The sequence below is a fragment of the Candidatus Nanosynbacter sp. TM7-053 genome (assembly GCF_022828375.1).
Taxonomy (GTDB): domain Bacteria; phylum Patescibacteriota; class Saccharimonadia; order Saccharimonadales; family Saccharimonadaceae; genus Nanosynbacter.
Map to the genome: position 1 here is coordinate 16,870 of NZ_JAJQJX010000001.1, position 19,950 is coordinate 36,819.

General features: G+C 45.6%; 19 protein-coding genes. 12 read left to right on the forward strand and 7 right to left on the reverse strand.

The features are described 5' to 3' along the window. Positions 1–42: 42 nt before the first annotated feature. The gene (locus tag LRM50_RS00130) at positions 43–249 is read right to left on the reverse strand and encodes a hypothetical protein (protein WP_243778118.1); all 207 of its coding nucleotides are present in this window, start codon (positions 247–249) and stop codon (positions 43–45) included. A gap of 274 nt (positions 250–523) precedes the next feature. Here LRM50_RS00130 and LRM50_RS00135 point away from each other — a divergent pair, with 274 nt between their 5' ends. Beyond that, positions 524–1,060 carry a TrmH family RNA methyltransferase gene (locus LRM50_RS00135; RefSeq protein WP_243778119.1) on the forward strand — a complete coding sequence of 179 codons (537 nt, stop codon included), beginning with the start codon at positions 524–526 and terminating at the stop codon, positions 1,058–1,060. Here the strand turns inward: LRM50_RS00135 and LRM50_RS00140 are convergent. Together LRM50_RS00140 and LRM50_RS00145 are read right to left on the reverse strand one after the other, a co-directional pair. Then, positions 1,057–1,488, reverse strand: a complete 432-nt coding sequence (locus LRM50_RS00140) for a hypothetical protein (RefSeq protein WP_243809254.1) — start codon at positions 1,486–1,488, stop codon at positions 1,057–1,059. The two genes, LRM50_RS00135 and LRM50_RS00140, sit on opposite strands and share 4 nt — an antisense overlap. A gap of 70 nt (positions 1,489–1,558) precedes the next feature. Further along, positions 1,559–1,705, reverse strand: coding sequence for a hypothetical protein (locus LRM50_RS00145; protein ID WP_243809256.1), 147 nt, complete (start codon positions 1,703–1,705; stop codon positions 1,559–1,561). Between the two features lie 229 nt (positions 1,706–1,934). Here LRM50_RS00145 and LRM50_RS00150 point away from each other — a divergent pair, with 229 nt between their 5' ends. Continuing rightward, positions 1,935–2,159, forward strand: coding sequence for a hypothetical protein (locus tag LRM50_RS00150; RefSeq protein WP_243809258.1), 225 nt, complete (start codon positions 1,935–1,937; stop codon positions 2,157–2,159). Positions 2,160–2,211: 52 nt separating this feature from the next. Here the strand turns inward: LRM50_RS00150 and LRM50_RS00155 are convergent, their stop codons facing one another. Then, the gene (locus LRM50_RS00155; protein WP_129744882.1) at positions 2,212–2,427 is read right to left on the reverse strand and encodes a hypothetical protein; all 216 of its coding nucleotides are present in this window, start codon (positions 2,425–2,427) and stop codon (positions 2,212–2,214) included. Between the two features lie 313 nt (positions 2,428–2,740). Between LRM50_RS00155 and hisS the strand changes: the two genes are divergently transcribed. From hisS to LRM50_RS00170, 3 genes are read left to right on the forward strand one after another with little or no spacing between them, the layout of a single operon-like run. Beyond that, positions 2,741–4,075, forward strand: coding sequence for a histidine--tRNA ligase (hisS, locus tag LRM50_RS00160; RefSeq protein WP_146555214.1), 1,335 nt, complete (start codon positions 2,741–2,743; stop codon positions 4,073–4,075). Positions 4,076–4,101: 26 nt separating this feature from the next. Then, positions 4,102–5,391 (forward strand): trigger factor, encoded by a 1,290-nt coding sequence (gene tig, locus LRM50_RS00165; protein ID WP_243809259.1) that lies wholly within the window; start codon positions 4,102–4,104, stop codon positions 5,389–5,391. A 7-nt stretch (positions 5,392–5,398) separates the two neighbouring features. Further along, positions 5,399–5,992: an ATP-dependent Clp protease proteolytic subunit gene (locus LRM50_RS00170; RefSeq protein WP_129631050.1), complete on the forward strand. Its 594-nt coding sequence runs from the start codon at positions 5,399–5,401 to the stop codon at positions 5,990–5,992. A 98-nt stretch (positions 5,993–6,090) separates the two neighbouring features. Here the strand turns inward: LRM50_RS00170 and LRM50_RS00175 are convergent, their stop codons facing one another. Further along, positions 6,091–7,629, reverse strand: a complete 1,539-nt coding sequence (locus LRM50_RS00175; RefSeq protein WP_243809261.1) for a hypothetical protein — start codon at positions 7,627–7,629, stop codon at positions 6,091–6,093. A 160-nt stretch (positions 7,630–7,789) separates the two neighbouring features. Between LRM50_RS00175 and LRM50_RS00180 the strand changes: the two genes are divergently transcribed. Continuing rightward, positions 7,790–8,728: a thymidylate synthase gene (locus LRM50_RS00180; protein WP_243809263.1), complete on the forward strand. Its 939-nt coding sequence runs from the start codon at positions 7,790–7,792 to the stop codon at positions 8,726–8,728. 34 nt (positions 8,729–8,762) lie between these two features. On the opposite strand, the gene LRM50_RS00185 is transcribed toward LRM50_RS00180, so the two are convergent. Both LRM50_RS00185 and LRM50_RS00190 read right to left on the reverse strand, forming a co-directional pair. Then, on the reverse strand, positions 8,763–9,017 hold the full coding sequence (locus LRM50_RS00185; RefSeq protein WP_243809265.1) for a hypothetical protein: 255 nt from the start codon (positions 9,015–9,017) through the stop codon (positions 8,763–8,765). A gap of 46 nt (positions 9,018–9,063) precedes the next feature. Then, positions 9,064–9,558, reverse strand: a complete 495-nt coding sequence (locus LRM50_RS00190) for a dihydrofolate reductase (protein ID WP_129744327.1) — start codon at positions 9,556–9,558, stop codon at positions 9,064–9,066. A gap of 104 nt (positions 9,559–9,662) precedes the next feature. Between LRM50_RS00190 and LRM50_RS04045 the strand changes: the two genes are divergently transcribed. The 6 genes from LRM50_RS04045 (at position 9,663) to LRM50_RS00220 (ending at position 19,936) form a co-directional block, all read left to right on the forward strand. Further along, complete coding sequence (locus LRM50_RS04045; RefSeq protein ID WP_243809267.1) at positions 9,663–10,382, forward strand: dCTP deaminase; 720 nt, start codon at positions 9,663–9,665, stop codon at positions 10,380–10,382. Then, positions 10,382–10,825, forward strand: coding sequence for an HIT family protein (locus LRM50_RS00200; RefSeq protein WP_243809275.1), 444 nt, complete (start codon positions 10,382–10,384; stop codon positions 10,823–10,825). The genes LRM50_RS04045 and LRM50_RS00200 overlap by 1 nt, the downstream gene beginning before the upstream one ends. Further along, positions 10,780–11,472, forward strand: a complete 693-nt coding sequence (tmk, locus tag LRM50_RS00205) for a dTMP kinase (RefSeq protein ID WP_243809277.1) — start codon at positions 10,780–10,782, stop codon at positions 11,470–11,472. Before LRM50_RS00200 ends, tmk begins: the two co-directional genes overlap by 46 nt. Before the next feature lie 170 nt (positions 11,473–11,642). Further along, a complete protein-coding gene (rpoB, locus tag LRM50_RS00210) occupies positions 11,643–14,984 on the forward strand; it encodes a DNA-directed RNA polymerase subunit beta (RefSeq protein ID WP_243809279.1) in 3,342 nt (1,113 codons plus the stop codon). A 1-nt stretch (position 14,985) separates the two neighbouring features. After that, positions 14,986–18,819: a DNA-directed RNA polymerase subunit beta' gene (gene rpoC, locus LRM50_RS00215; RefSeq protein WP_243809281.1), complete on the forward strand. Its 3,834-nt coding sequence runs from the start codon at positions 14,986–14,988 to the stop codon at positions 18,817–18,819. 169 nt (positions 18,820–18,988) lie between these two features. Next, a complete protein-coding gene (locus tag LRM50_RS00220) occupies positions 18,989–19,936 on the forward strand; it encodes a hypothetical protein (protein ID WP_243809284.1) in 948 nt (315 codons plus the stop codon). Positions 19,937–19,950 lie beyond the last annotated feature (14 nt).

The window sequence follows — 19,950 nt, forward strand, 5'->3', positions numbered from 1 at the left end:
GTAGATCTATCGAATCGCTGGTGTCCCTAGAGGTGTCAAACTCTAGGACTCAGACGAGTCGTCCTCGGAGAGCATCTCGGCATCCTGCCGAAGGACGTCCAGGATGTTGTCCAAGCGTTCCACTTGGTTATCCCAACGACGAGCCCCGTTGAGAGTCATTCGCGCCTCCTCTCCCGCAATGCGGTAGAGAGACTTAAGCTCGGTCTCAAGATCGTCCAAGTCTCCTGTAAAATCTCGAAGGTCTTTCATTGCCTTTACCTTTCTGGTGTTCTCATCTCTGCGGGTGTGCAGCGAAGTATTGTTCTCTTAACAATACAAGACGAGATCTTATTTCTCTTGGCATTCAAAAAAGAAATAAAACCTCACCTTGTATTCGATTGCCTGTCAAAGTACGCTTTCGGACAAGGATTTACTCAACTCATCAACGAAAGCTACTTTCACTTATATCACACTTGTGTAAAAAAGTCAATAGAAGGCTCTCAACTTTTGTTATTTGTTCAGGAACTTTGATAAAATAACAGAGATGGAAGATAAAAGAAACGTCATTGATAAGTTTAAGGGTCGGAGCGAATCGGAGATTATAAATGAGTTGGATTCTGAAGATCACGGTTTGGTGATTGCGCTGGAAAATACCGAGCGAGATTTTAATATGGGGACAATTGTCAGGAGTGCTAATGCGTTTGGTGTGCGGCAGATTTATGTGATTGGGCGCAGGCAATGGAATAAGCGCGGTGCGATGATGACGGATAAATATCTTCACATTACATATTTGGCGACGACGGAAGAGTTTGTTGAAAAAATGCGTGATGAGGGCAGGGAAATTATTGCTATTGATAATATCCCAGGAAGTGTTAATATGTCGCAGACGAGTTTACCGAAGCGTGCGGTTTTGGTATTTGGACAAGAAGGGCCTGGGATTTCTGCGGAATTAGCGAACGCTGCGGATCAGATTGTGGCGATTGAGCAGTTTGGCTCGACTCGCTCCATAAACGTCGGTGCGGCGGCTACCGTGGCGATGTATTGTTGGCTGCAGCAAAATGTGCTGGCGGAAAACAATTAGTTGATTTCTACGCCTTGTTGGCTCAAAAAATCACGAGTCTTATTATCTAATTTGCAATTTATGAAACGCGATCGTGCCGCCAATTTCCCGCTGCCATAGACAAATTGTGTTTCCTCATCATATTTGATGCCGCGGAAGTCACAGTCCTCCGCTTCAATAATAGCTTTTACGCCACGAAAATCCACATTCCGAACCGACGAATTGGTAAAATAAATTGGTTGCCCGTAGATGTGCTTTGCGTCGTCCAGATTACAATTCTGAAACACGAAAAAGCCCATGACAAACTGGTCGAAATCAACGTCATGAAAATCCTCATCAACAAATCGAACAACCTCTCCCTCTTGGACAGTGGGGTAGCGCTCACGCTGGTAAGCTGGCAAATCATTGGCGCGAATAGATTCGGCAATGTGACAGATGATAGCGTTCATAAATAAAATAATAAGTTAGTTTGCAGTGTTGCGCAACAATCTAACGCCGCTAGCTTTCAATCGTCTACATTCAGTCGAGCCCTTTGCTCAGCCTAATCATCTCATCCAACTTACCAGATTTCTCTATCTCGACCAAACTCATCACTTCCACCTCTGTTGCTAAGTCCCATGCCTCATACAGTGGGCGGTCGTTTTCGGTAATATCATAATGCACCATTAGGTTAATAATTTATATGTCATATCATGAGTCGGCCACATCTTCATGTAGATATGATAGAGTATTTTCAGGGAAGATGAATAGGTATATGGCGTATCCAGACCTGAAAGCTAGAGCTTATCTATGCTTTTTGCTAAAATAACAGCAATAAAAATCCCGCCGAATGTAATCATATCTTGAAAAGAAAGGCTCTCAAGTGAAAAATTTTGAAAAACTCGAAGAAGACATAATGAAGTATTGGAATGCTTGCAAAACCCCTGAAGAAGCTCTGGAGATAGTTAACTATATTATCTCTCATCCGTCCGCGAAATGGGAGCCTCTTATTCATGCTAGCTGGGGAGGGGCTAAAATAAAGAATAAGAAAGTATTCGAAGCTCATTATGATGAAATTATGAGTAGTTGGGCGACAGCTTCCGCTAATGAAGATGGTCTGGTTTATATTCCTGAAGAGTGAAATTGCCCCGTTGGTTATATAACCAACGGGGCTGCACCTTTAGAGGTGCTCGCTAGTTCTGGCGCCCGGCAATGAACAGGATATCCCCGTTGTCGTCGAGCCCCATGTGAACATGGGAGCTTCCAGAACCGCCGTCAATGATGAGCTCCGAGGCGACAGGGGTGTTGGTAGCCCTGTGAATGCCACTGGAGTCCACTCCGACATAAGCGGGTCCGTCGACGTCCGCCTCAGACTGGGTCTCGAAGCGACCGTTGTTGTTCTTTCCCATGACAACTCCTTCTGGAGTCGGGCAGAGAATAGTAATTCTCCGCAAAGTGGGGCATCTCAAGCCCAATGGCTTTGGGCGAAACGCCAGCCTCTGCGACTGCAAAAGCTAATATATATATCAATTATTGGGTTTGCTGTCAACAGGTATTTACAAAAAGCATAAAATTTACTATAATGGACTTATGATTTTACCTAAATTCCATCATTCACACGTGTTGCCGAGGTAGGACTCTGATTTTTGATTGTACGCGCCGAGTTCTGCCTCGGCGTTTTTGATTGCTATAAATAAGAAATAATGACATAATGGAGCTAACATGAGCAGTTTATCTACACAAAGTTACAAAGGTTCGCGAGACTATTTTCCAGAGGAAAAGCGTCTGCAGAATTACATTTTTAATGTTTGGCACAAGACCGTTGAGAGTTTTGGCTATGAAGAATATGGCGCGCCGCTACTAGAGCCGCTAGATATTTATTTGGCGAAGTCGGGTCAAGAATTGGCGGGCGAGCAAACATACGCTTTTGAAGATCGTGGCGGTCGAATGGTGGCAATTCGCCCTGAGATGACGCCGTCGATTTCTCGAATGGTGGCGGCTAAGCGGCAGGAATTGGCGATGCCTGCGCGGCTGTATTCAATTGCTAATTTTATGCGCTATGAACGACCGCAACGTGGGCGTGAGCGTGAGTTTTGGCAATTGAACGCGGATTTGTTTGGCGTGGACGGCGCGGCGGCGGACGCGGAGATTATTGATCTGAGCCACGCTAGCGTGATGAATTTTGGTGCCAAGCAAGAAATGTTTACGGTCAGGGTTAATAATCGCCAATTGATCAATCGTTTGATGAGCCAATTTTTGAAGCTTGATATTGTTGGTTCGACGATGATGATGAAGTTGCTTGATAGGAAAAATAAGATTCCTGCCGAAGAATTTAAGCGTCAGGCGATTGAGATTTTTGGCAATCAAGCGTCGGAAGGTCTGCCAAAGCTAGCAAAAATGATCAGTATGAAGTCGGTTGATGATTTGCCGAGCGAATTGATGGAAGATGAAAGCGTCAAGCAACTTCGCGAAGTGATGAAATTGCTTAGTCAAAAAGGCATTACGAATGCAGTGTTTGATGTTACTTTGATGCGCGGATTGGACTATTACACGGGCATGGTTTTTGAGCTTTTTGACAATTCACCAGAGAATAACCGAGCGTTGTTCGGTGGCGGACGATATGACGGATTAGTTGGGCTATTTGGCGTTGAACCGATTGCTACGGTCGGCGTTGGTATGGGTGCAACAACGATGGAACAATTTTTGGAGGTGCACGGCTTGTTGCCTAAATTAGCGTCTAAAACAGATGTATACATAATTCCGGTGTCAAAGGAATCTATGGCTGGCGCGGACGATTTGGCGCGAAAATTGCGCAGCGAAGGCGTGCGAGCGGAGTTGGATATCACTGGTAGAAAGATTGACAAGCAGATAAAAGCGGCGCTAAAAAAGCAAATTCCGTTTGCGGTGTTCGTGGGTGAGGATGAAATTGCTAGCGGCGCATACACGGTTCGAAATTTGGTGGAGTCTGATGAGCAGAAAGTTGGCGCTGAACGAATCGTGACAATTGTCAAAGATCGTCGATACGATGGCGATGAAGACGCTCTGTTTGAGGTATAGTCTGATATCTGTTATAATTAGTCTTTATGAAGACTACTGTAAAAAAACTATCAGATACTAAAGTTCAATTGACGATTTCTTTGGGTGCTAGTGAATTGGCTGACGCAGAGCAGGTTTCCTTGACAAAGTTGGCGCGCGACATCAAAGTTCCAGGTTTCCGCAAAGGAAAAGTTCCCGCAAGCATAGCCGCTAAGCACATTGATCCGAATGTGCTTCAGGAGCAGGTTCTGGAGAATGCTTTGTCAAAGGCAGTAGCTGAGGCGTTTTTGCAGGAAAAATTGCAAGCTTTAGATCGACCAAGCGTTGAGGTGAAGAAGTTTGTTCCTGGTTCTGAGTTGGAATTTACGGCTGAAGTTGAAGTTATTCCGCCAGTAAAATTGGGCGATTACAAAAAATTGACAGCAAAAAAAGAAGTAGCCAAGGTCGAGGATAAAGATGTCGACGAGGTTATTGAGCGAATCCGTAAAAACTATTCCGAAAAATCAGAGGTCAAGCGTGCCGCTAAGCTCGGCGACGAGGCTGTGATTGACTTTACGGGAAAGAAAGACGGCGTGGCGTTTGACGGCGGTTCGGCTAAGGAATATGGCTTGAAGCTTGGCGAAGGTCAATTCATTCCTGGATTTGAAGAAGGAGTGATTGGTCATAAGGCTGGTGAAGAGTTCGATTTGAAGTTGAAGTTCCCAGAGGATTATCACGCTGAGAATTTGGCGGGTCAAGACGTTGTGTTTACCGTGAAACTTCACAAGGTTAATGAATTGAAATTGCCAGAACTAAACGATGAATTTGCTGCAAAATGTGGTCCATTTACAGAGATGAAAGAAGTAAAGGCGGACATCAAACGTGAACTTACTGCACAAAAAGAGCGTGAAGCTGACGAGAAATTTAAGGACGCGTTGGTTGGTGAATTGACGGAAAAAAGTAAAGCCGCGCTGCCAGAACTTTTGGTTGAGGATCAATTGCAATCAATCGAGCGTGATTTGACTCAGAATTTGATGTATAGCGGACTGAGTTTGGACAGCTATTTGAAGGCTCAGGGCTTCAAGGATAAAGAGGAGTGGGTGAAGAAAGAAGCTCGTCCAGCGGCTGAAAAGCGCGTTAAGGCTGGTCTGGTATTGGCGGAATTGTCGAAGGAATTGAAGATTGACGCTTCTCGCGACGAGATTCAAGAACAGATTAATTTCTTTAAGCAACAATACGGTAAAGATAAGAAAATGCTAGAGCAATTTGACAATCCAAACGTTCACCGCGACATTGCCAACCGAATGATTACAGATAAGACCGTTGCTAAATTGGTCGAATTAAACACGAAGAAATAGGGTGAATATGCCAAAATCATATCTCATTCCAACTGTCGTTGAAAAATCGGCTGACGGCGAGCGTGCTTTTGATATCTATTCGAGATTGTTGAATGAGAGAATTATTTTCCTTGGCGAAGACGTTAACGAACATACCGCGAACAGCGTAGTGGCGCAATTATTGCATTTGGCATACGTTGACCCGCAAGCTGATATATCGCTATATATCAATAGTCCAGGCGGCAGCGTTTATGACGGTATGGCAATTTACGACACGATGAATTTTATTAAGCCTGATGTGGCGACGTATGGAATTGGTTTGCAGGCAAGCATGGGCGCGTTTTTGCTCAGCTCTGGTGCTAAGGGCAAGAGGTTTTGCTTGCCGCACGCTAAGGTGATGATTCATCAGCCGTCTTCTGGAACGCACGGAAAAGTGACCGACATGGAAATTGACATGAAGGAAACTTTGGAAGTTAAGGAAATGCTAGCGAAGATTATGGCGAAAAACACCGGTCAGAAGTTGACTAAGGTCAAGTCCGACATGGAGCGTGATTATTGGATGACGCCGGATGAAGCTGTAAAGTACGGTCTAATCGACAAAGTCTTGACTAAATTGTCGTAGATTTGTTGGTGCCTTTTTAATAGTGGCGGCCCTTAAATAATGGATAATAGTATAGGTAATTCTCTGCGGACTATTAGAGTAGACGGCACGTCTCAAAGCTATATTTCATAAATGTTGTCAAACCGATTACCGGCACCATATAATCCAGCTTGCTCCACAATTTCTCGCAAGTTATCTGGATTACGTGGCTGCTGGATAGCGTCTGGCCAGCCGTCATTAACGCGCTGATATAGTTCAAGTATCTTTCCACCAAATTTTTTATTAACCATCAGCTCCGCCCGATAGCCGCGCCGCATCACTTCAGTTTGTCTTGTCAAATAGTTTTTAAAGCTTGGATCAATCTCACTCAGTCGTATAGTCTGCCCATCTATCAAAACAGTAGGATCAATTGACCGCGGCTTTAGCGTCGGTAGTCCGACTGAAATACGACCCATTTCCCGAGAAACTCCTTGTCTCGCTTCATCGTCTCTGGTGACTTCTACGTGTGGAGAAACGAGACCAAACTCTTCTGAGGGGTGGCAATATGATTTCAGCGGATCGGGGAAGTCAGGGAATGATGAGCCAACATTGGACAGCAAAGAGCTTAAGTCAAGCTTTCTGGCTGTGATATATGCCTGGCGCTGATCGGAAGCGATAGTCTGCATCGTCCGAGATAGTGCGCCACCGTCACCAACCATAGACAGAGCAAACCGGAAGTCCGAATCAATACCATATATCCGATCGCGCGGATGTACCGGATATCTTAGATCAATGCCGTCGCTAAAATAACTTTCTAACAAGGCTCGCTTTACCGCTGTTTGTAGTAATTCTAGCTGTAGACGATGAACAGGTTGATTCCAGTGCTCGGTCGGTAAAATACTATACCCAGCTGCAAATCGCCGTGCAAAATCTTCATTCGTCACCTCCAGCATATGTTGATCGTTAATTCTAAAAAGTGACTGTGGATTTTGCAGGCTATGTTCATATGGATAGATATTAACAGCCTTGCCAGACCAGCGCAGAATTTCGCGTAGACCATAATCAACTCGGTCAACACACAAATCAGGCGATGGGCACTCTACCCAGTCGTTAATCTCTGGGAATACCGTCTCATCGAGCGTCAATCCATATTTTTCCAGTAGCTTATCAATGCCAAATACTTCTAGTAGTTCTCGCAAATCCTGATCATGTAGATTCTCGCCTCCTTGAACACCCTGAAATATCCAGTCTCCCAAGTGTGAAAAAGCAGTCTGTCCGACATCAGAAAATAATGTCCTCAGTTCCAGAATGGTTCTTTGCCGGTCATCGAATCGGTCATCGCCCTCCGTCATCTTGCGAACAAATACCAAACTCCCCCAGATATGCTGCCACCGGGAAAAATATGTCGTATTCGGTAAAGTTGCAAAGTGTGGTGGCAACGTTAACTGCTCGACTGCCTGAAGCCGTCGGAATAGTGGCGAGCGAGCTAACTCCATCAGGAGTGAGTCATACGGCTGTCTATTACCAATTTCACAGTCTCCCCAAACAACATCGTGAATTTGCATGCCATTGTCGTCAAGCTCGTACACCGGCAGCTGCAGATAATTCATGGCGACATTATCTCGTCCTTCTGGACTTTTTGGGGATATGTATTCTCTTGCCGCAGTTCGCACGTACATACTGATCAGTATACAACTTATGTAGTGCAAATTGAAGCATAATTAATATCTCTTAGTTGAAATTTTTCTAAACATAGCTTAACGTTATCAAAACTACGGCTAGTTTTACTTGTGTTTGCGCGTTAATCTTGTCATAATTTGAAGTAAGCAAGGAGGGCTTATGAGGCAATATTTAGATGCATTGAAATACGTTCGTGATAACGGTGTGCAAAAAGGTGATCGTACGGGAACGGGGACGACAGAAGTTTTTGGTATTCAGACGCGATATAATTTGGCAGACGGATTTCCGGCTATGACCACGAAGAAGTTGTATTTTAATAGTGTCGCTCATGAGCTTTTGTGGTTTCTTAAGGGTACGGGCAATATTGAATATTTGGCGCAAAACGGCATTCATATCTGGGATGAGTGGCCATATAAAAATTATCTAGAAAAAACTGGTCAGAAAATACCAGAAATTAACGGCGACGAGTGGCGCGCTGGAATGAAGGAATTTATTGATAAGATTGCGACGGATCACGCGTTTGCTAAAGAATGGGGAAATTTGGGTCCTGTTTATGGTGTCCAATGGCGAAAATGGCCTGACGGGAAGAGTGGAACTATTGACCAGATTCAGAACGCCATTGACATAATAAAGACGAATCCAGAGTCGCGTCGGAATATCGTGAGCGCGTGGAATGTGGCGGAAATTGATGATATCGTTCAAGCCGGCGGGCTACCTCCGTGCCATACGATGTTTCAATTTAACGTAAGACCTGGTAAAAACGGCGAGAAGGACAAGCTGGATTTGGCGCTGACCCAGCGCTCGGCGGATATGTTCCTTGGGGTGCCGTTTAACATTGCCAGCTATGCGTTGCTTTTGTCGATTGTCGCTCAAGTTACCGACAAGCAACCCGGCGAGTTTATTCACACCTTAAATAGCGCACATATTTACAATAATCATCGTGCGCAAGTTGACGAGCAATTATCGCGCCGTCCACTGCCACTACCGAAACTGTGGCTCAATCCAGACATCAAGAATATTGATGATTTCACGATTGACGATATTCGCCTGGAGGATTATGAATGCCATCCAGCAATAAAAGCGCCGATCTCTGTGTAAGTTGATTGTGTCTGCAGACTGAAATGGCTATAATTTACTTTTTACAGGAATTTTTCTTTGACGGAAGTATATATTTGTCAGCTTCCGGGTCATACAATAAGGTGGCAATCTTTCCTGCTATATACTTTACTCGTCCATCATCGCCGGGCGCTTTATCGAACAGCATGGCATCCTCTTTGAGTAGTTCGGTAGCTCCGTTGGGGTATCGTGCGCCTCTGAGTATTGCGTCCGTAGTGTATTCTGAGTTGTCTTCAGGGTTTAATATTTGTATACGCGCTTCGTTATTCATGTGCTTTATCATACCACAAACATCAAATATTGTCAATTTAAGAAGGCTATTTTCTTTTATACGTCACAAAATCAAAATCGTAATTATTTTCATTATCTGCCGAATGATGTGCGCGACTTACTTCCTCCCACGCTTTCATATCTATCTCTGGGAAAAAAGTGTCAGTATCGGGGAATTCGGCGTCAATTTCCGTGGCGTAAATGGTGTCAATTTCTGGAATATCTAGCGCGTCTTTATAAACTCGTGAGCCGCCAATAATAAAAGTCGGATATCGGGATAAAGCCAGGGCGCTTCGTAAATTCATAGCCGTCAGAACTTTTTTGACGCCAGTTGGCTTGGACGAAATGACAATATTTTCTCTGTCTGGAAGCGGTCGCGAACCAATTGACTCAAACGTTTTTCTGCCCATAATGACATTGCTATTTCTCGTCAAACGCTTAAAATTCACCAAGTCGGCCGGCAAACTTCGCCCCCACGGCATATCACCATTTTGTCCGATGGCGCGGTTTTTATCGTAAGCTACAATAATGGCTTTTTCCATAATTTCAGTTTAACATGCTGTAAAATTTACCGAAAGCTTGATAGGAATGCGTAAACTTGCCATAATAAGAATTGGTAGAAAAATCACGCAATGGGAGGTGTTTAGTGAGCGTGTATTCAAATAAAGACATATTAGCGGCGATTGAAGACGGGACAATTGTCTGTACGCCGTTCAACCCAAAAAACGTATCGGAAGCCAGCTTAGATTTTACGCTAGGCTTTAATTTTTATAAACAGGAATATGATGATATTTCGCGAGTTTATAATCCGTTTGACGAGTCCGATGTCAATCGATATTTCAAGGGTCCGCTTAAGGCGATTCCGCACTCCGAATGGTGCGAGCGGCACGGTTTTCGGGAATTTAAGAATATTCCGCCGAATCATCCGATAATCGTACTGAAGCCTGGTGAGCGAATTTTGGCACACACGCACGAATTTGTTGGAATCCGGACGCATGGCGGCGCGGCTGAGGTGAAAAGTCGTAGCTCTTGGGGGCGAAACGGCGTGGCGGTGTGTTTTGATGCCGGCTGGGTTGATCCGGGATATATCAATCGGATTACGCTTGAGATTTACAATTTGAATAAGCATGAAAGTGTGGTTTTGCCTGTCGGTGAGAGAATTGGGCAATTGATTTTTCATCACACTGGTCAGGTTGACGGCGGATATGCTAGTGGACGCGGCGGAATGAGTGGCAAATATCAGCACACTGACGATTTGGATGAATTGATAAAAACTTGGCGTCCAGAAATGATGTTGCCGCGGGCGTTTAAGGATCGTCGACATAAACCGATGGAAATTTCGGGTCTAAGCGAGGGGGTTTTATAATGATGACTGGTTCAATTTTCCGTTGGCGGACAAAAGAAAAAGAATATAAGAATCATAAGAAAAGTAATAGATCTGAAAGTTGCGACTTCTGTCAATTGGTAGAACAGCATACTAGTCAAGTCGTAGAAGAAACGCAGCATTGCCTAATCATTAAAAATCGATTTGGCTATGATTTTTGGGATGGCTGCGGCGTGGATGATCATTTGATGATTATACCGAAACGGCACGTGGATTCATTGGCGAATTTGAGCGATGAGGAAAAAATTGACTATATTAATCAGGTTGCTAGGTTTGAATCTAGTGGCTATTCAATTTACGCTCGAGCCCAAGGCAGCAAAACCAAGTCGATGATACATCAGCATACTCACTTGATAAAAATTGATGGAAAAACGAAAAAATGGCTGGTATTTCTACAGAAGCCGCACATTGTAATTACGAGGTGATGATGAGCGACGCGGGAAAATATATAGTTATCGAAGGTAATGACGGGACAGGAAAGTCGACGCAGGTCGCTAAGTTGGCGGAATATTTCCGATCAATCGGGCGAACGGTTTGCGTGATTGAAGAGCCGGGAAGTGACGATCCGGAAAAATCAACTCCGATAGCAAATGAGCTTCGAAAAGTGATTAAGAATGGTGATCTGGCTCGCTCTGCGGCGGTGAATGTGGCGCTATTTTCTGCAGCTCGGCGTGAATTGTGGCGGGAAAAAATTCAGCCAGCGTTGGAGCGTGGGGAAATTGTTTTGAGTGCAAGGAATTATATTTCAACGCTGGTTTATCAGGGGCGAGGCGAAGGTTACGACGAGTCGGAGATTCTGCGATTGACAGAATTATTCACCGATGAAAAATACTTGAAGCCAGACGTTATGGTTATTTTAATCTTGAGCCGTGATAAGCGGGAAGAGCGAATTTCTATGCGTGGCGAGCTGAAAAATCCCGACACTTTTGAGTCGCGCGGGCAAGATTTTCAGAAAAAAGTCGACGATGGATATTTGGAGATTGCCAAAGTATACGGAATTCCGGTAGTTTCGGCGGACGGGACAATTGACGAAGTTCATAATATGTTGATTGATAATATTGAAAAACACTAGTAAAACCCCTTGATTTTATTGACGTTTTTCGTCATAATGAGTAGTTATAGAAGTAGTGTATTCATGGCGGGTGAAAATTGCGAGTAGGCAAATCGTGATTTTGGGCTATGAATTAGAGATCTTCACGGCCGTCTATTAACCACTAATTAAAGCGAGGAGTGTTTACGCCTGTGGCAAAAAAACCAACCACAAGTAGCGAGCGCGTCTATTTCACCTCTGGTGATAATGCCCTGCCGCTACCAAACTTAATCGCTCACCAAAAAGATTCTTGGCGCTGGTTCGTCGAAGAAGGTTTGAGTGAGATATTTTCAGAAATTAACCCAATTGACGACTACACTGGTCAGAAGTTGTCATTAAAGTTCGGTAAATACTATTTTGGCGAGCCAAAAAATACTGACCAATTTGCCAAAGAAAACAACTTGACATTTGAAGCTCCGCTGCACGCAACAGTTGAATTGACAAACAAAACAACTGGCGTAGTTGAAGAGCAGGAAATTTATCTCGGTGAATATCCATGGATGACCGAGCGCGGTACGTTCATTATCAACGGTACGGAGCGCGTGGTTGTTAGCCAGTTGATTCGCTCTGCTGGTGTTTTCTTCACTGCTGAAACAATAGCGGGACGTAATTACTACGGTGCAAAAATCATTCCAGGACGTGGAGCTTGGATGGAATTTGAGACGGCTTCTAACGGCGCAATTTACGTAAAAATTGACCGCCGCCGCAAGATGCCAGCAACGACTTTGTTGCGCGCTTTGGGCTATCCAAAGACTAGCGAAATTAAGGAATTGTTCGCTGATATTGATACTGGTGACGTAAAATACATTGACGAAACTTTGGACAAGGATACTTCTCGTGGTGCAAACGAGGCGTTGATTGAGGTTTATCGTCGATTGCGTCCAGGCGATTTGGCGACAGTTGATAATGCTCGTCAGATGATTGAGCGAATGTTCTTTGACTTCAAGCGGTTCGATTATTCGCGGGTTGGTCGTTATAAATTGAACCAACGCTTGGGTCTGGATGTTGCTAATACGGCTGAAAATCGTACATTGCAGATGAGCGATTTGGTGGCGATTTTGCGTGAAGTTATTCGCTTGAACAATACGCAAGAGCCAGCTGATGACATTGACGCATTGAGTAACCGCCGAGTTCGCTTGGTTGGCGAATTGATTGCTCGACAATTCCGCGTTGGTATGCTTCGAATGCAGCGTAACGCGATGGATCGCATGAGTGTGGCTGATTTGGAAAGCGTTAGCCCAAGCCAATTGATTAACGCTCGTCCAATTGTTGCGGCTGTTCGTGAATTCTTTACTTCAAGCCAGTTGTCGCAGCTGCTTGACGAAGTTAACCCATTGTCAGAATTGAGCCACAAGCGACGCTTGAGCTCAACTGGTCCTGGCGGTTTGACTCGTGAGCGCGCTGGATTTGAGGTTCGCGACGCCCACCCAACTCACTATGGTCGTATCTGTTCAGTGGAAACGCCAGAAGGTGCGAATATTGGTTTGGTGCTGAACTTGGCGGCTTACGCACGTGTTAATGAATATGGATTTATTGAGACTCCATATCTTCGCGTGAAAGACGGCAAAGTGACTGACGAACTTGTTTATTTGGATGCTTCACAGGAAATTGGCGAGGTTATCGCTGATGCCGGTGAAGCTCTTAACGAAGACGGAACTTTCCGCGACGAGCGTGTCAACGCCCGCAGTAATATGCAGCCATCACAAGTTGATGCTAGCCAAGTTACATTCATGGACGCAGCTCACCGTCAGATTCTAGGTTCGACTGCAGCGTTGGTTCCGTTTATTGAGAAGACTCGCGTTGACCGTGCTTTGACTGGTTCAAACATGCAACGCCAGGCGGTTCCTCTATTGTGTCCAGAATCCGCAACTGTTGGTACTGGAATTGAGAAGGCTGTGGCTGAGAATAGTGGTCACTTGATTCAGGCTAGCGCCGACGGCGAAGTCGTTCGCGCTGATGCCGACGAAGTTCACGTTAAATATGCTGATGGCGTAAAGATTTATACTTTGAAGCACTTCGTGAAGAACAATGACGATCGTTGCTACAACCAAAAAGTCCGCGTTGAGCGTGGCGACAAGGTTAAGAAGGGTGACATTCTGATTGAAGGCGCCTCAATTGCTGGCGGTGAAATTGCTCTAGGTAAAAACCTTCTGGTTGCCTTCATGCCATGGGGTGGCTACAACATGGAAGACGCGATTATTATGAGCCGTCGTTTGGTTGAAGACGATCGATTGACAAGCATTAACATTAAGGATTACACCGTTGAGGTTCGCGAGACGAAGCTTGGTCCAGAGATTGTGACACGCGATATTCCAAATGTTTCTGAGGAAAGTTTGCGTCATTTGGACGAGAACGGAATTGTTCAAATTGGTTCAGAGGTTAAGGCTGGCGATGTCTTGGTTGGTAAGATTACACCAAAGGGTGAGCAGGAATTGAGCTCTGAGGAGCGTTTGCTTCGCGCCATCTTCGGTGAAAAAGCTAAGGACGTTCGCGATACGTCACAGCGAATGAATAATGCAGGCGGCGGTAAAGTTGTTGGCGTTAAAATCTTTAGTCGGGAAAATGGTCACGAGTTGAAGGCTGGCGTTTTGATGCAAATTCAGATCTTCGTTGCACAATTGCGAAAGATTGGCGTTGGTGACAAGATGGCTGGACGATTCGGCAACAAGGGTGTTGTAGCGAAAGTTCTTCCTGTTGAAGATATGCCATTCCTAGAGGACGGTACGCCGGTTGACGTAGTTTTGAACCCACTTGGTGTGCCAAGCCGCATGAACCTTGGTCAGATTTTTGAAACTCACCTTGGTATGGCAGCACGAGCATTGGGCTACCGCGTAGCAACTCCGTCATTTAACGGTGTTCCAAGTGAGAAGATTTCTGATGAGCTAGAAAAAGCTGGTTTGGCGCGTGACGGTAAGAGTCAATTGTTTGACGGTCGTACCGGTGAACCGTTTGAGGAGCGAACAACAGTTGGTGTGATGCACATGATTAAGTTGCACCACATGGTTTCTGACAAGATTCACGCCCGTTCAACTGGTCCATACACGATGGTTACTCAGCAGCCGCTTGGTGGTAAAGCACAAAACGGTGGTCAGCGCTTCGGTGAAATGGAGGTTTGGGCATTGGAAGCTTACGGTGCTGCTGCAACCTTGCAGGAAATGTTGACAATTAAGTCCGACGACGTTTACGGTCGCGCAAAGGCTTACGAGTCAATCATTAAGGATGAGCCGATTGTCGGTCCAAAACTTCCAGAGTCCTTCAACGTGTTGGTTAAGGAGCTTCAAGGTTTGGGTCTTCGAGTTGACTTGGTTGATGACGAGGCAACAGTTGACGCTGAGCATGTTATCGCTTCAAGTGGCCCAGAAGACAAAACCGTTGCCGCTGATGGCGAGGAAGAAGAAACATACTTGGACGAATCAGATGACATCGGTGAAATTGACGATGGCATGAGCGTGCAAGATATTGATGAAGTAGAAGAAATAAAGGAGGACGCGTAAGATGGCAAATTCTGCATTTAACGCAACGGGCATCAGCGATTTTGACGCGGTTCGTTTGGCGGTAGCTAGCCCAGAAGACATTCTGAAATGGAGCTACGGCGAAGTTTTGAAGCCAGAAACAATTAACTATCGCACACAAAAGCCAGAACGCGACGGATTGTTCTGTGAGCGAATCTTTGGTCCAGTTAAGGATATTAATCCACACGACTCAAAGCTTAAGGGTGTTCGATCACGCGAAGCTGCTGTCGATAAGAATGGTGAATTGGTCACTAAGTCAATCGTTCGTCGTGAGCGAATGGGCCACATTCAATTGGCAGTGCCTGTAGCGCATATTTGGTTTATGCGCGGCACTCCAAGCGCAATGAGCCAGTTGCTCGGCATGACGGTTCGCAATATTGAGAAAATCGTCTACTTTGCAACTTACGTTATCCTGAACGTTGACGAAGCAACTCGTGATCAATATTTGGCAGATTTGGAAGCGGAAACTGATTTGGCTCGTAAGGCTATCAAAATCCGTTACGAAAAAATGGCTGAAGAAGATGGCGCTGACGTTAAGCAACTAGCTAAAGAGCAGAGCCGTGAAGTCGAGGAATTGGAAGAATCTTACGTTGGTAAGAAGTCTCAATTGGAGAGCTTGAATTTCGGCGCTTTGATCTCAGAGAGCGAATATCGCAACTTGCCAGAAGAATATGACGAATTGATCGAAGTTGGCATGGGTGCTAGCGCGGTCAAGGAACTTTTGGACAAGATTGAGTTGCCAAAGCTTATTGCTGAATTGACAGAGGAAGCTGAAACTGCAAAAGGTCAGCGGCAGAAGAAGTTGCTAAAGCGCTTGAAGATGCTCGAAAGTATGGAATCTGCTGGCATTAAGCCGTCAAGCCTATGCATGACCGTTCTGCCAGTTATTCCTCCGGATCTTCGTCCAATGGTGGCGCTGTCTGGTGGCCGATTTGCGACATCTGACTTGAACGATTTGTACCGCCGAATTATCAACCGAAACAACCGCTTGAAGAAGTTGATTGAGCTTAACGCGCCAGAAGTTATTCAGCGCAATGAAAAGCGCATGCTTCAGGAAGCTGTTGACGCTTTGATTGACAATTCAGCATCTCGCGGTCGCGCAGTCAGCTCGACTGGTGGTCGCCGCAGCTTGAAGAGCTTGAGTGATATGCTAAAGGGTAAGCAAGGTCGCTTCCGCCAGAACCTTCTTGGTAAGCGCGTTGACTATTCTGGTCGCTCGGTTATCGTGGTTGGTCCAAAATTGAAGATTAACCAATGTGGTTTGCCAAAACAAATGGCGCTGGAATTGTTCAAGCCGTTCGTGATTAGCTGGTTAATTAAGAACGAATTTGCGCACAATATTCGTTCGGCTTCACGTCTAATCGAAGCTGGTGAAGCAGTAGTTTGGGATGCGCTTGATTCAGCAATTGAAGGCAAGTACGTGTTACTTAACCGCGCACCAAGCTTGCACCGTTTGTCAATTCAAGCCTTCCAGCCAGTTTTGGTTGAGGGAAAAGCTATTCAGTTGCACCCGCTAGTTTGTGCCGGATTTAACGCCGACTTCGATGGTGACCAGATGGCTGTTCACTTGCCGCTATCAAAAGAGGCTCAGGCTGAAGCTCGTGAATTGATGAGCGCAACTGCCAACTTGTTGAAGCCTGCCGATGGTGCGCCAGTGTTGCACATCTCGCAGGACATCGTGCTTGGCAACTATTACTTGACTTATGACAAGCCGCAAGCTCAGACCGACAAGGTTAAAACTTACAGTTCTGTTTACGAAGCAGAAATGGCTTACGACAATGGCGTAATTCACTTGCAAACCCCAATTCGTATCTTTGCGAAAGGTAAAATGCGTGAAACAACTTTGGGTCGCGTCTTCTTCAATGAGATTCTGCCTGAAGATTTCCCATATGATAATAATGTCCAGACCAAGAAGCAGCTCAAGAAGGTGTTGGCGCAAATCTTTAACAAGTATGGCGCCGAAGAAACCGCTAAGATTGCAGACCGCATGAAGGGTCAGGCTTTCCGCTTTGCTACGGTTGCGGCTGTGTCGACTGGTATGACCGACTATGTTCACTTTGAGGAAATCCCTCAGTTTGTGGCTGAAGGTGACGCTAAGGCGGCTTTGATTTCTGAGCAATTCGACCAAGGTTTGATTACTGAGGAAGAGCGATATAACTTGACGGTTAGCGCATGGCGAAACGTCGACAATAAGATTACGGCGTTCTTGAAAGACCAATTGGCGCATATGGACACCAGTATTTCTATGATGGTCAACTCTGGTGCTCGTGGTGATATCTCCAACGTGAAGTTGGCGAGCGCGATGATTGGTGTTCAGATGGACGCAACCAACCATGAGATTGAGCTTCCAATTCGCAGCTCTTACACCGGCGGTTTGTCTAGCCTTGAAGCCTTTATCGCAACTCGTGGTGCACGTAAGGGTCTTATTGACACGGCTCTTAAGACTGCCGACTCAGGTTACTTGACTCGTCGTTTGGTTGACGTTGCACAAGACGTATTTACCGTTGAAGATACTGATGGCGACGATGAAGGTTATGCAATTTACCGATCAGAAACTGAAGAGACGATGATTGACTTCTCGAACCGTTTGGCTGGTCGTTATGCTGCTGAAACGATTCCAGGTCACGTCAATAAGAACGAATTGATCACGCGTGAAATCGCAGATTCAATTGATGACGACGAAAGCATTGAAAGCGTTAAGATTCAGTCCGTATTATCAACAAATAACCTTAACGGTATTCCACAGCGAAGTTACGGTATTGATATGTCGACTGGTAAATTGGTTGGCAATCACCAGCCAGTCGGTGTTATCGCCGCTCAGTCAGTTGGTGAGCCGGGTACTCAGTTGACGCTTCGTACCTTCCACAACTCTGGTGTTGCTGGTGGTGACATTACCCAAGGTCTTCCTCGTGTTGAAGAATTGTTTGAAGCGCGCACACCAAAGGGTCAAGCATTCATTACGGAAGTTGCTGGTTTGGTCGACGTTTGGGAAGATGGCAAGAAGTACATCGTTCAAATTACACCAGAATCTGGCAAGGTTGAGCGATTGCCATTGGAGGGTCGAACTGTTGTAGTTAAGGCTGGCTCAAGCGTCAAGGCTGGCGATGTCTTGGCGACTGGCGAGAGCGACACTCGTCCTTTGATCGCGCCATTTGACGGTGTGATTGAGTCGGCTGAGGATACTTTGGTGATCGCGGCAGAGGCTGCTTCGCCAACTCGCTATGAAATCCCAGGCAATATGCAGTTGGTCGTTAAGGCGAACGATGTCGTTGAAGCTGGTGATCGATTGACAGCTGGATCATTGAACTTGCACGATTTGATGCGACTTAAGGGTGTTGAGGCAACTCAGCGCTACATCATCAACGAAGTTCTGCGAATTTACGCCGCTCAGGGTCAGGACGTGGCTGACAAGCACTTGGAGATTATTGTTCGCCAAATGTTTAGTCGCGTGCAAATCGAAGATGCTGGTGATAGCGAATTTGTGACTGGCGACATCGTTTCTAAGGCCGCTGTGGTCAATGCGAATAAGCAATTGGCTGCTGAAGGTAAGAAATTGATTAGCTACACACAATTGCTACTCGGTATCACAAAGGTGTCAATCTGGAGCGACTCATGGCTATCAGCTGCATCCTTCCAGGACACTACTCGCGTCTTGATTAACGCTGCTGTATCTGGTCGAGCCGACCACTTGCACGGTTTGAAGGAAAACGTCATCATCGGCCGCAAGATTCCGGTAGGAACTGGCGCTGTCGAAGGAGGCGAAGAACTCGAAACACCGAGCGAGGACGAATTCGTCGAAGAAGAAGTCGCTGCTTAATAAGTAGGCTTCGTAACTACAGGAACCGCCTCAATTCCGGGGCGGTTTTCTATTGATTATTTACAAGAAAGGTTGTATAATACGAGTACACTAAATGAAGGTGAAATGTTCAGCTTGATTGTTAAGAAATGGAGATTCGATTGTGAGCGAATTATTTATAACCAAGACTATGTCTGAAAAGGATTGGAGTCAAGTGTCAAAGCCAAATGCTTGGGACGATGTTGCTTGCGAGCGAATAACAGATAACGGTCTGGGCGTTTATATAGCCGATGCTCGTCAAGGAGATGTTAATGGGAAAGCTACGATAATCTTGCCTCAGTGGTCTGATGGTACGCTCCATAATCCATTGTCTCAGGAGCGAGCAAAAGCCACCGCAGCTATAGGGGGCGGTGTGGTAATATATGTAGATAACCCAGGTGTTGAACCTGGTTTACCGAAGATGCCTGGGTATATTAAGCAAGCACTTTTGTCGGGGGATTTTAAGCCTGGCGCCATAAAACAGTGGGACGCTATTGCTCAAGGATTGGATTATGTTGGTCTGGATTTTGATTCAGTTAGTCGCGTTCTGGGGGCGTCGCTTGGAGCTCACGTTGTGTCGGCTATGGTGCATACCGCACCGGAAGAAGTTCATCTGGAGCGGATGGACTTATGGGAGACGGCTGGTCTTGATAAAGAGAATAATTTTTTACAGTTTGCTGCCAATTTTATGATGCACGGCGGTGACGGGTACGCGGATATATTGGAAAATAATCCCGAATGGGTTGCTTATTTAAGAAAAATTAATGGCGCAAAGGAGTTGGCTAAGATTGCGATTCATCGAACGGCTGGACTGTTTTATTATCCGTGGGCTATTAATCGTCATGATATCGGAAATACGATTATCGAGGCTAAGAATAGAAAAAACCCAGCAATTGACGGAGATACTGTTTTAACTGTCTTAAACGGCACAGAAAGCAAAGTCAGTCCAAGCGTATTTAACGATCGTTTAGCGTTGCGATTGGCGGAGAGCGAACTTCGAGTTGTTAGACTGATGTCTGAAGGCGGCGTGCATGCGTCGCAGGATAATATCGGATGGTGGACTGAGGCGGAGCGATATTCTGAGTCTGAAGCTGCGTAGTTATTCTGTATTTT

Excerpts from the sequence above, each read along its gene's own strand:
- LRM50_RS00200 (WP_243809275.1), top strand. The coding sequence starts at position 10,382 with ATGATGACTGGTTCAATTTTCCGTTGGCGGACAAAAGAAAAAGAATAT.
- tmk (WP_243809277.1), top strand. The coding sequence starts at position 10,780 with ATGGCTGGTATTTCTACAGAAGCCGCACATTGTAATTACGAGGTGATG.
- rpoC (WP_243809281.1), top strand. The coding sequence starts at position 14,986 with ATGGCAAATTCTGCATTTAACGCAACGGGCATCAGCGATTTTGACGCG.
- LRM50_RS00170 (WP_129631050.1), top strand. The coding sequence starts at position 5,399 with ATGCCAAAATCATATCTCATTCCAACTGTCGTTGAAAAATCGGCTGAC.
- LRM50_RS00185 (WP_243809265.1), bottom strand. The coding sequence starts at position 9,017 with ATGAATAACGAAGCGCGTATACAAATATTAAACCCTGAAGACAACTCA.
- LRM50_RS00140 (WP_243809254.1), bottom strand. The coding sequence starts at position 1,488 with ATGAACGCTATCATCTGTCACATTGCCGAATCTATTCGCGCCAATGAT.
- LRM50_RS00130 (WP_243778118.1), bottom strand. The coding sequence starts at position 249 with ATGAAAGACCTTCGAGATTTTACAGGAGACTTGGACGATCTTGAGACC.
- LRM50_RS00175 (WP_243809261.1), bottom strand. The coding sequence starts at position 7,629 with ATGTACGTGCGAACTGCGGCAAGAGAATACATATCCCCAAAAAGTCCA.
- tig (WP_243809259.1), top strand. The coding sequence starts at position 4,102 with ATGAAGACTACTGTAAAAAAACTATCAGATACTAAAGTTCAATTGACG.
- LRM50_RS00145 (WP_243809256.1), bottom strand. The coding sequence starts at position 1,705 with ATGGTGCATTATGATATTACCGAAAACGACCGCCCACTGTATGAGGCA.
- LRM50_RS00220 (WP_243809284.1), top strand. The coding sequence starts at position 18,989 with ATGTCTGAAAAGGATTGGAGTCAAGTGTCAAAGCCAAATGCTTGGGAC.
- LRM50_RS00190 (WP_129744327.1), bottom strand. The coding sequence starts at position 9,558 with ATGGAAAAAGCCATTATTGTAGCTTACGATAAAAACCGCGCCATCGGA.
- LRM50_RS00155 (WP_129744882.1), bottom strand. The coding sequence starts at position 2,427 with ATGGGAAAGAACAACAACGGTCGCTTCGAGACCCAGTCTGAGGCGGAC.
- LRM50_RS00150 (WP_243809258.1), top strand. The coding sequence starts at position 1,935 with ATGAAGTATTGGAATGCTTGCAAAACCCCTGAAGAAGCTCTGGAGATA.
- LRM50_RS00180 (WP_243809263.1), top strand. The coding sequence starts at position 7,790 with ATGAGGCAATATTTAGATGCATTGAAATACGTTCGTGATAACGGTGTG.
- LRM50_RS00135 (WP_243778119.1), top strand. The coding sequence starts at position 524 with ATGGAAGATAAAAGAAACGTCATTGATAAGTTTAAGGGTCGGAGCGAA.
- hisS (WP_146555214.1), top strand. The coding sequence starts at position 2,741 with ATGAGCAGTTTATCTACACAAAGTTACAAAGGTTCGCGAGACTATTTT.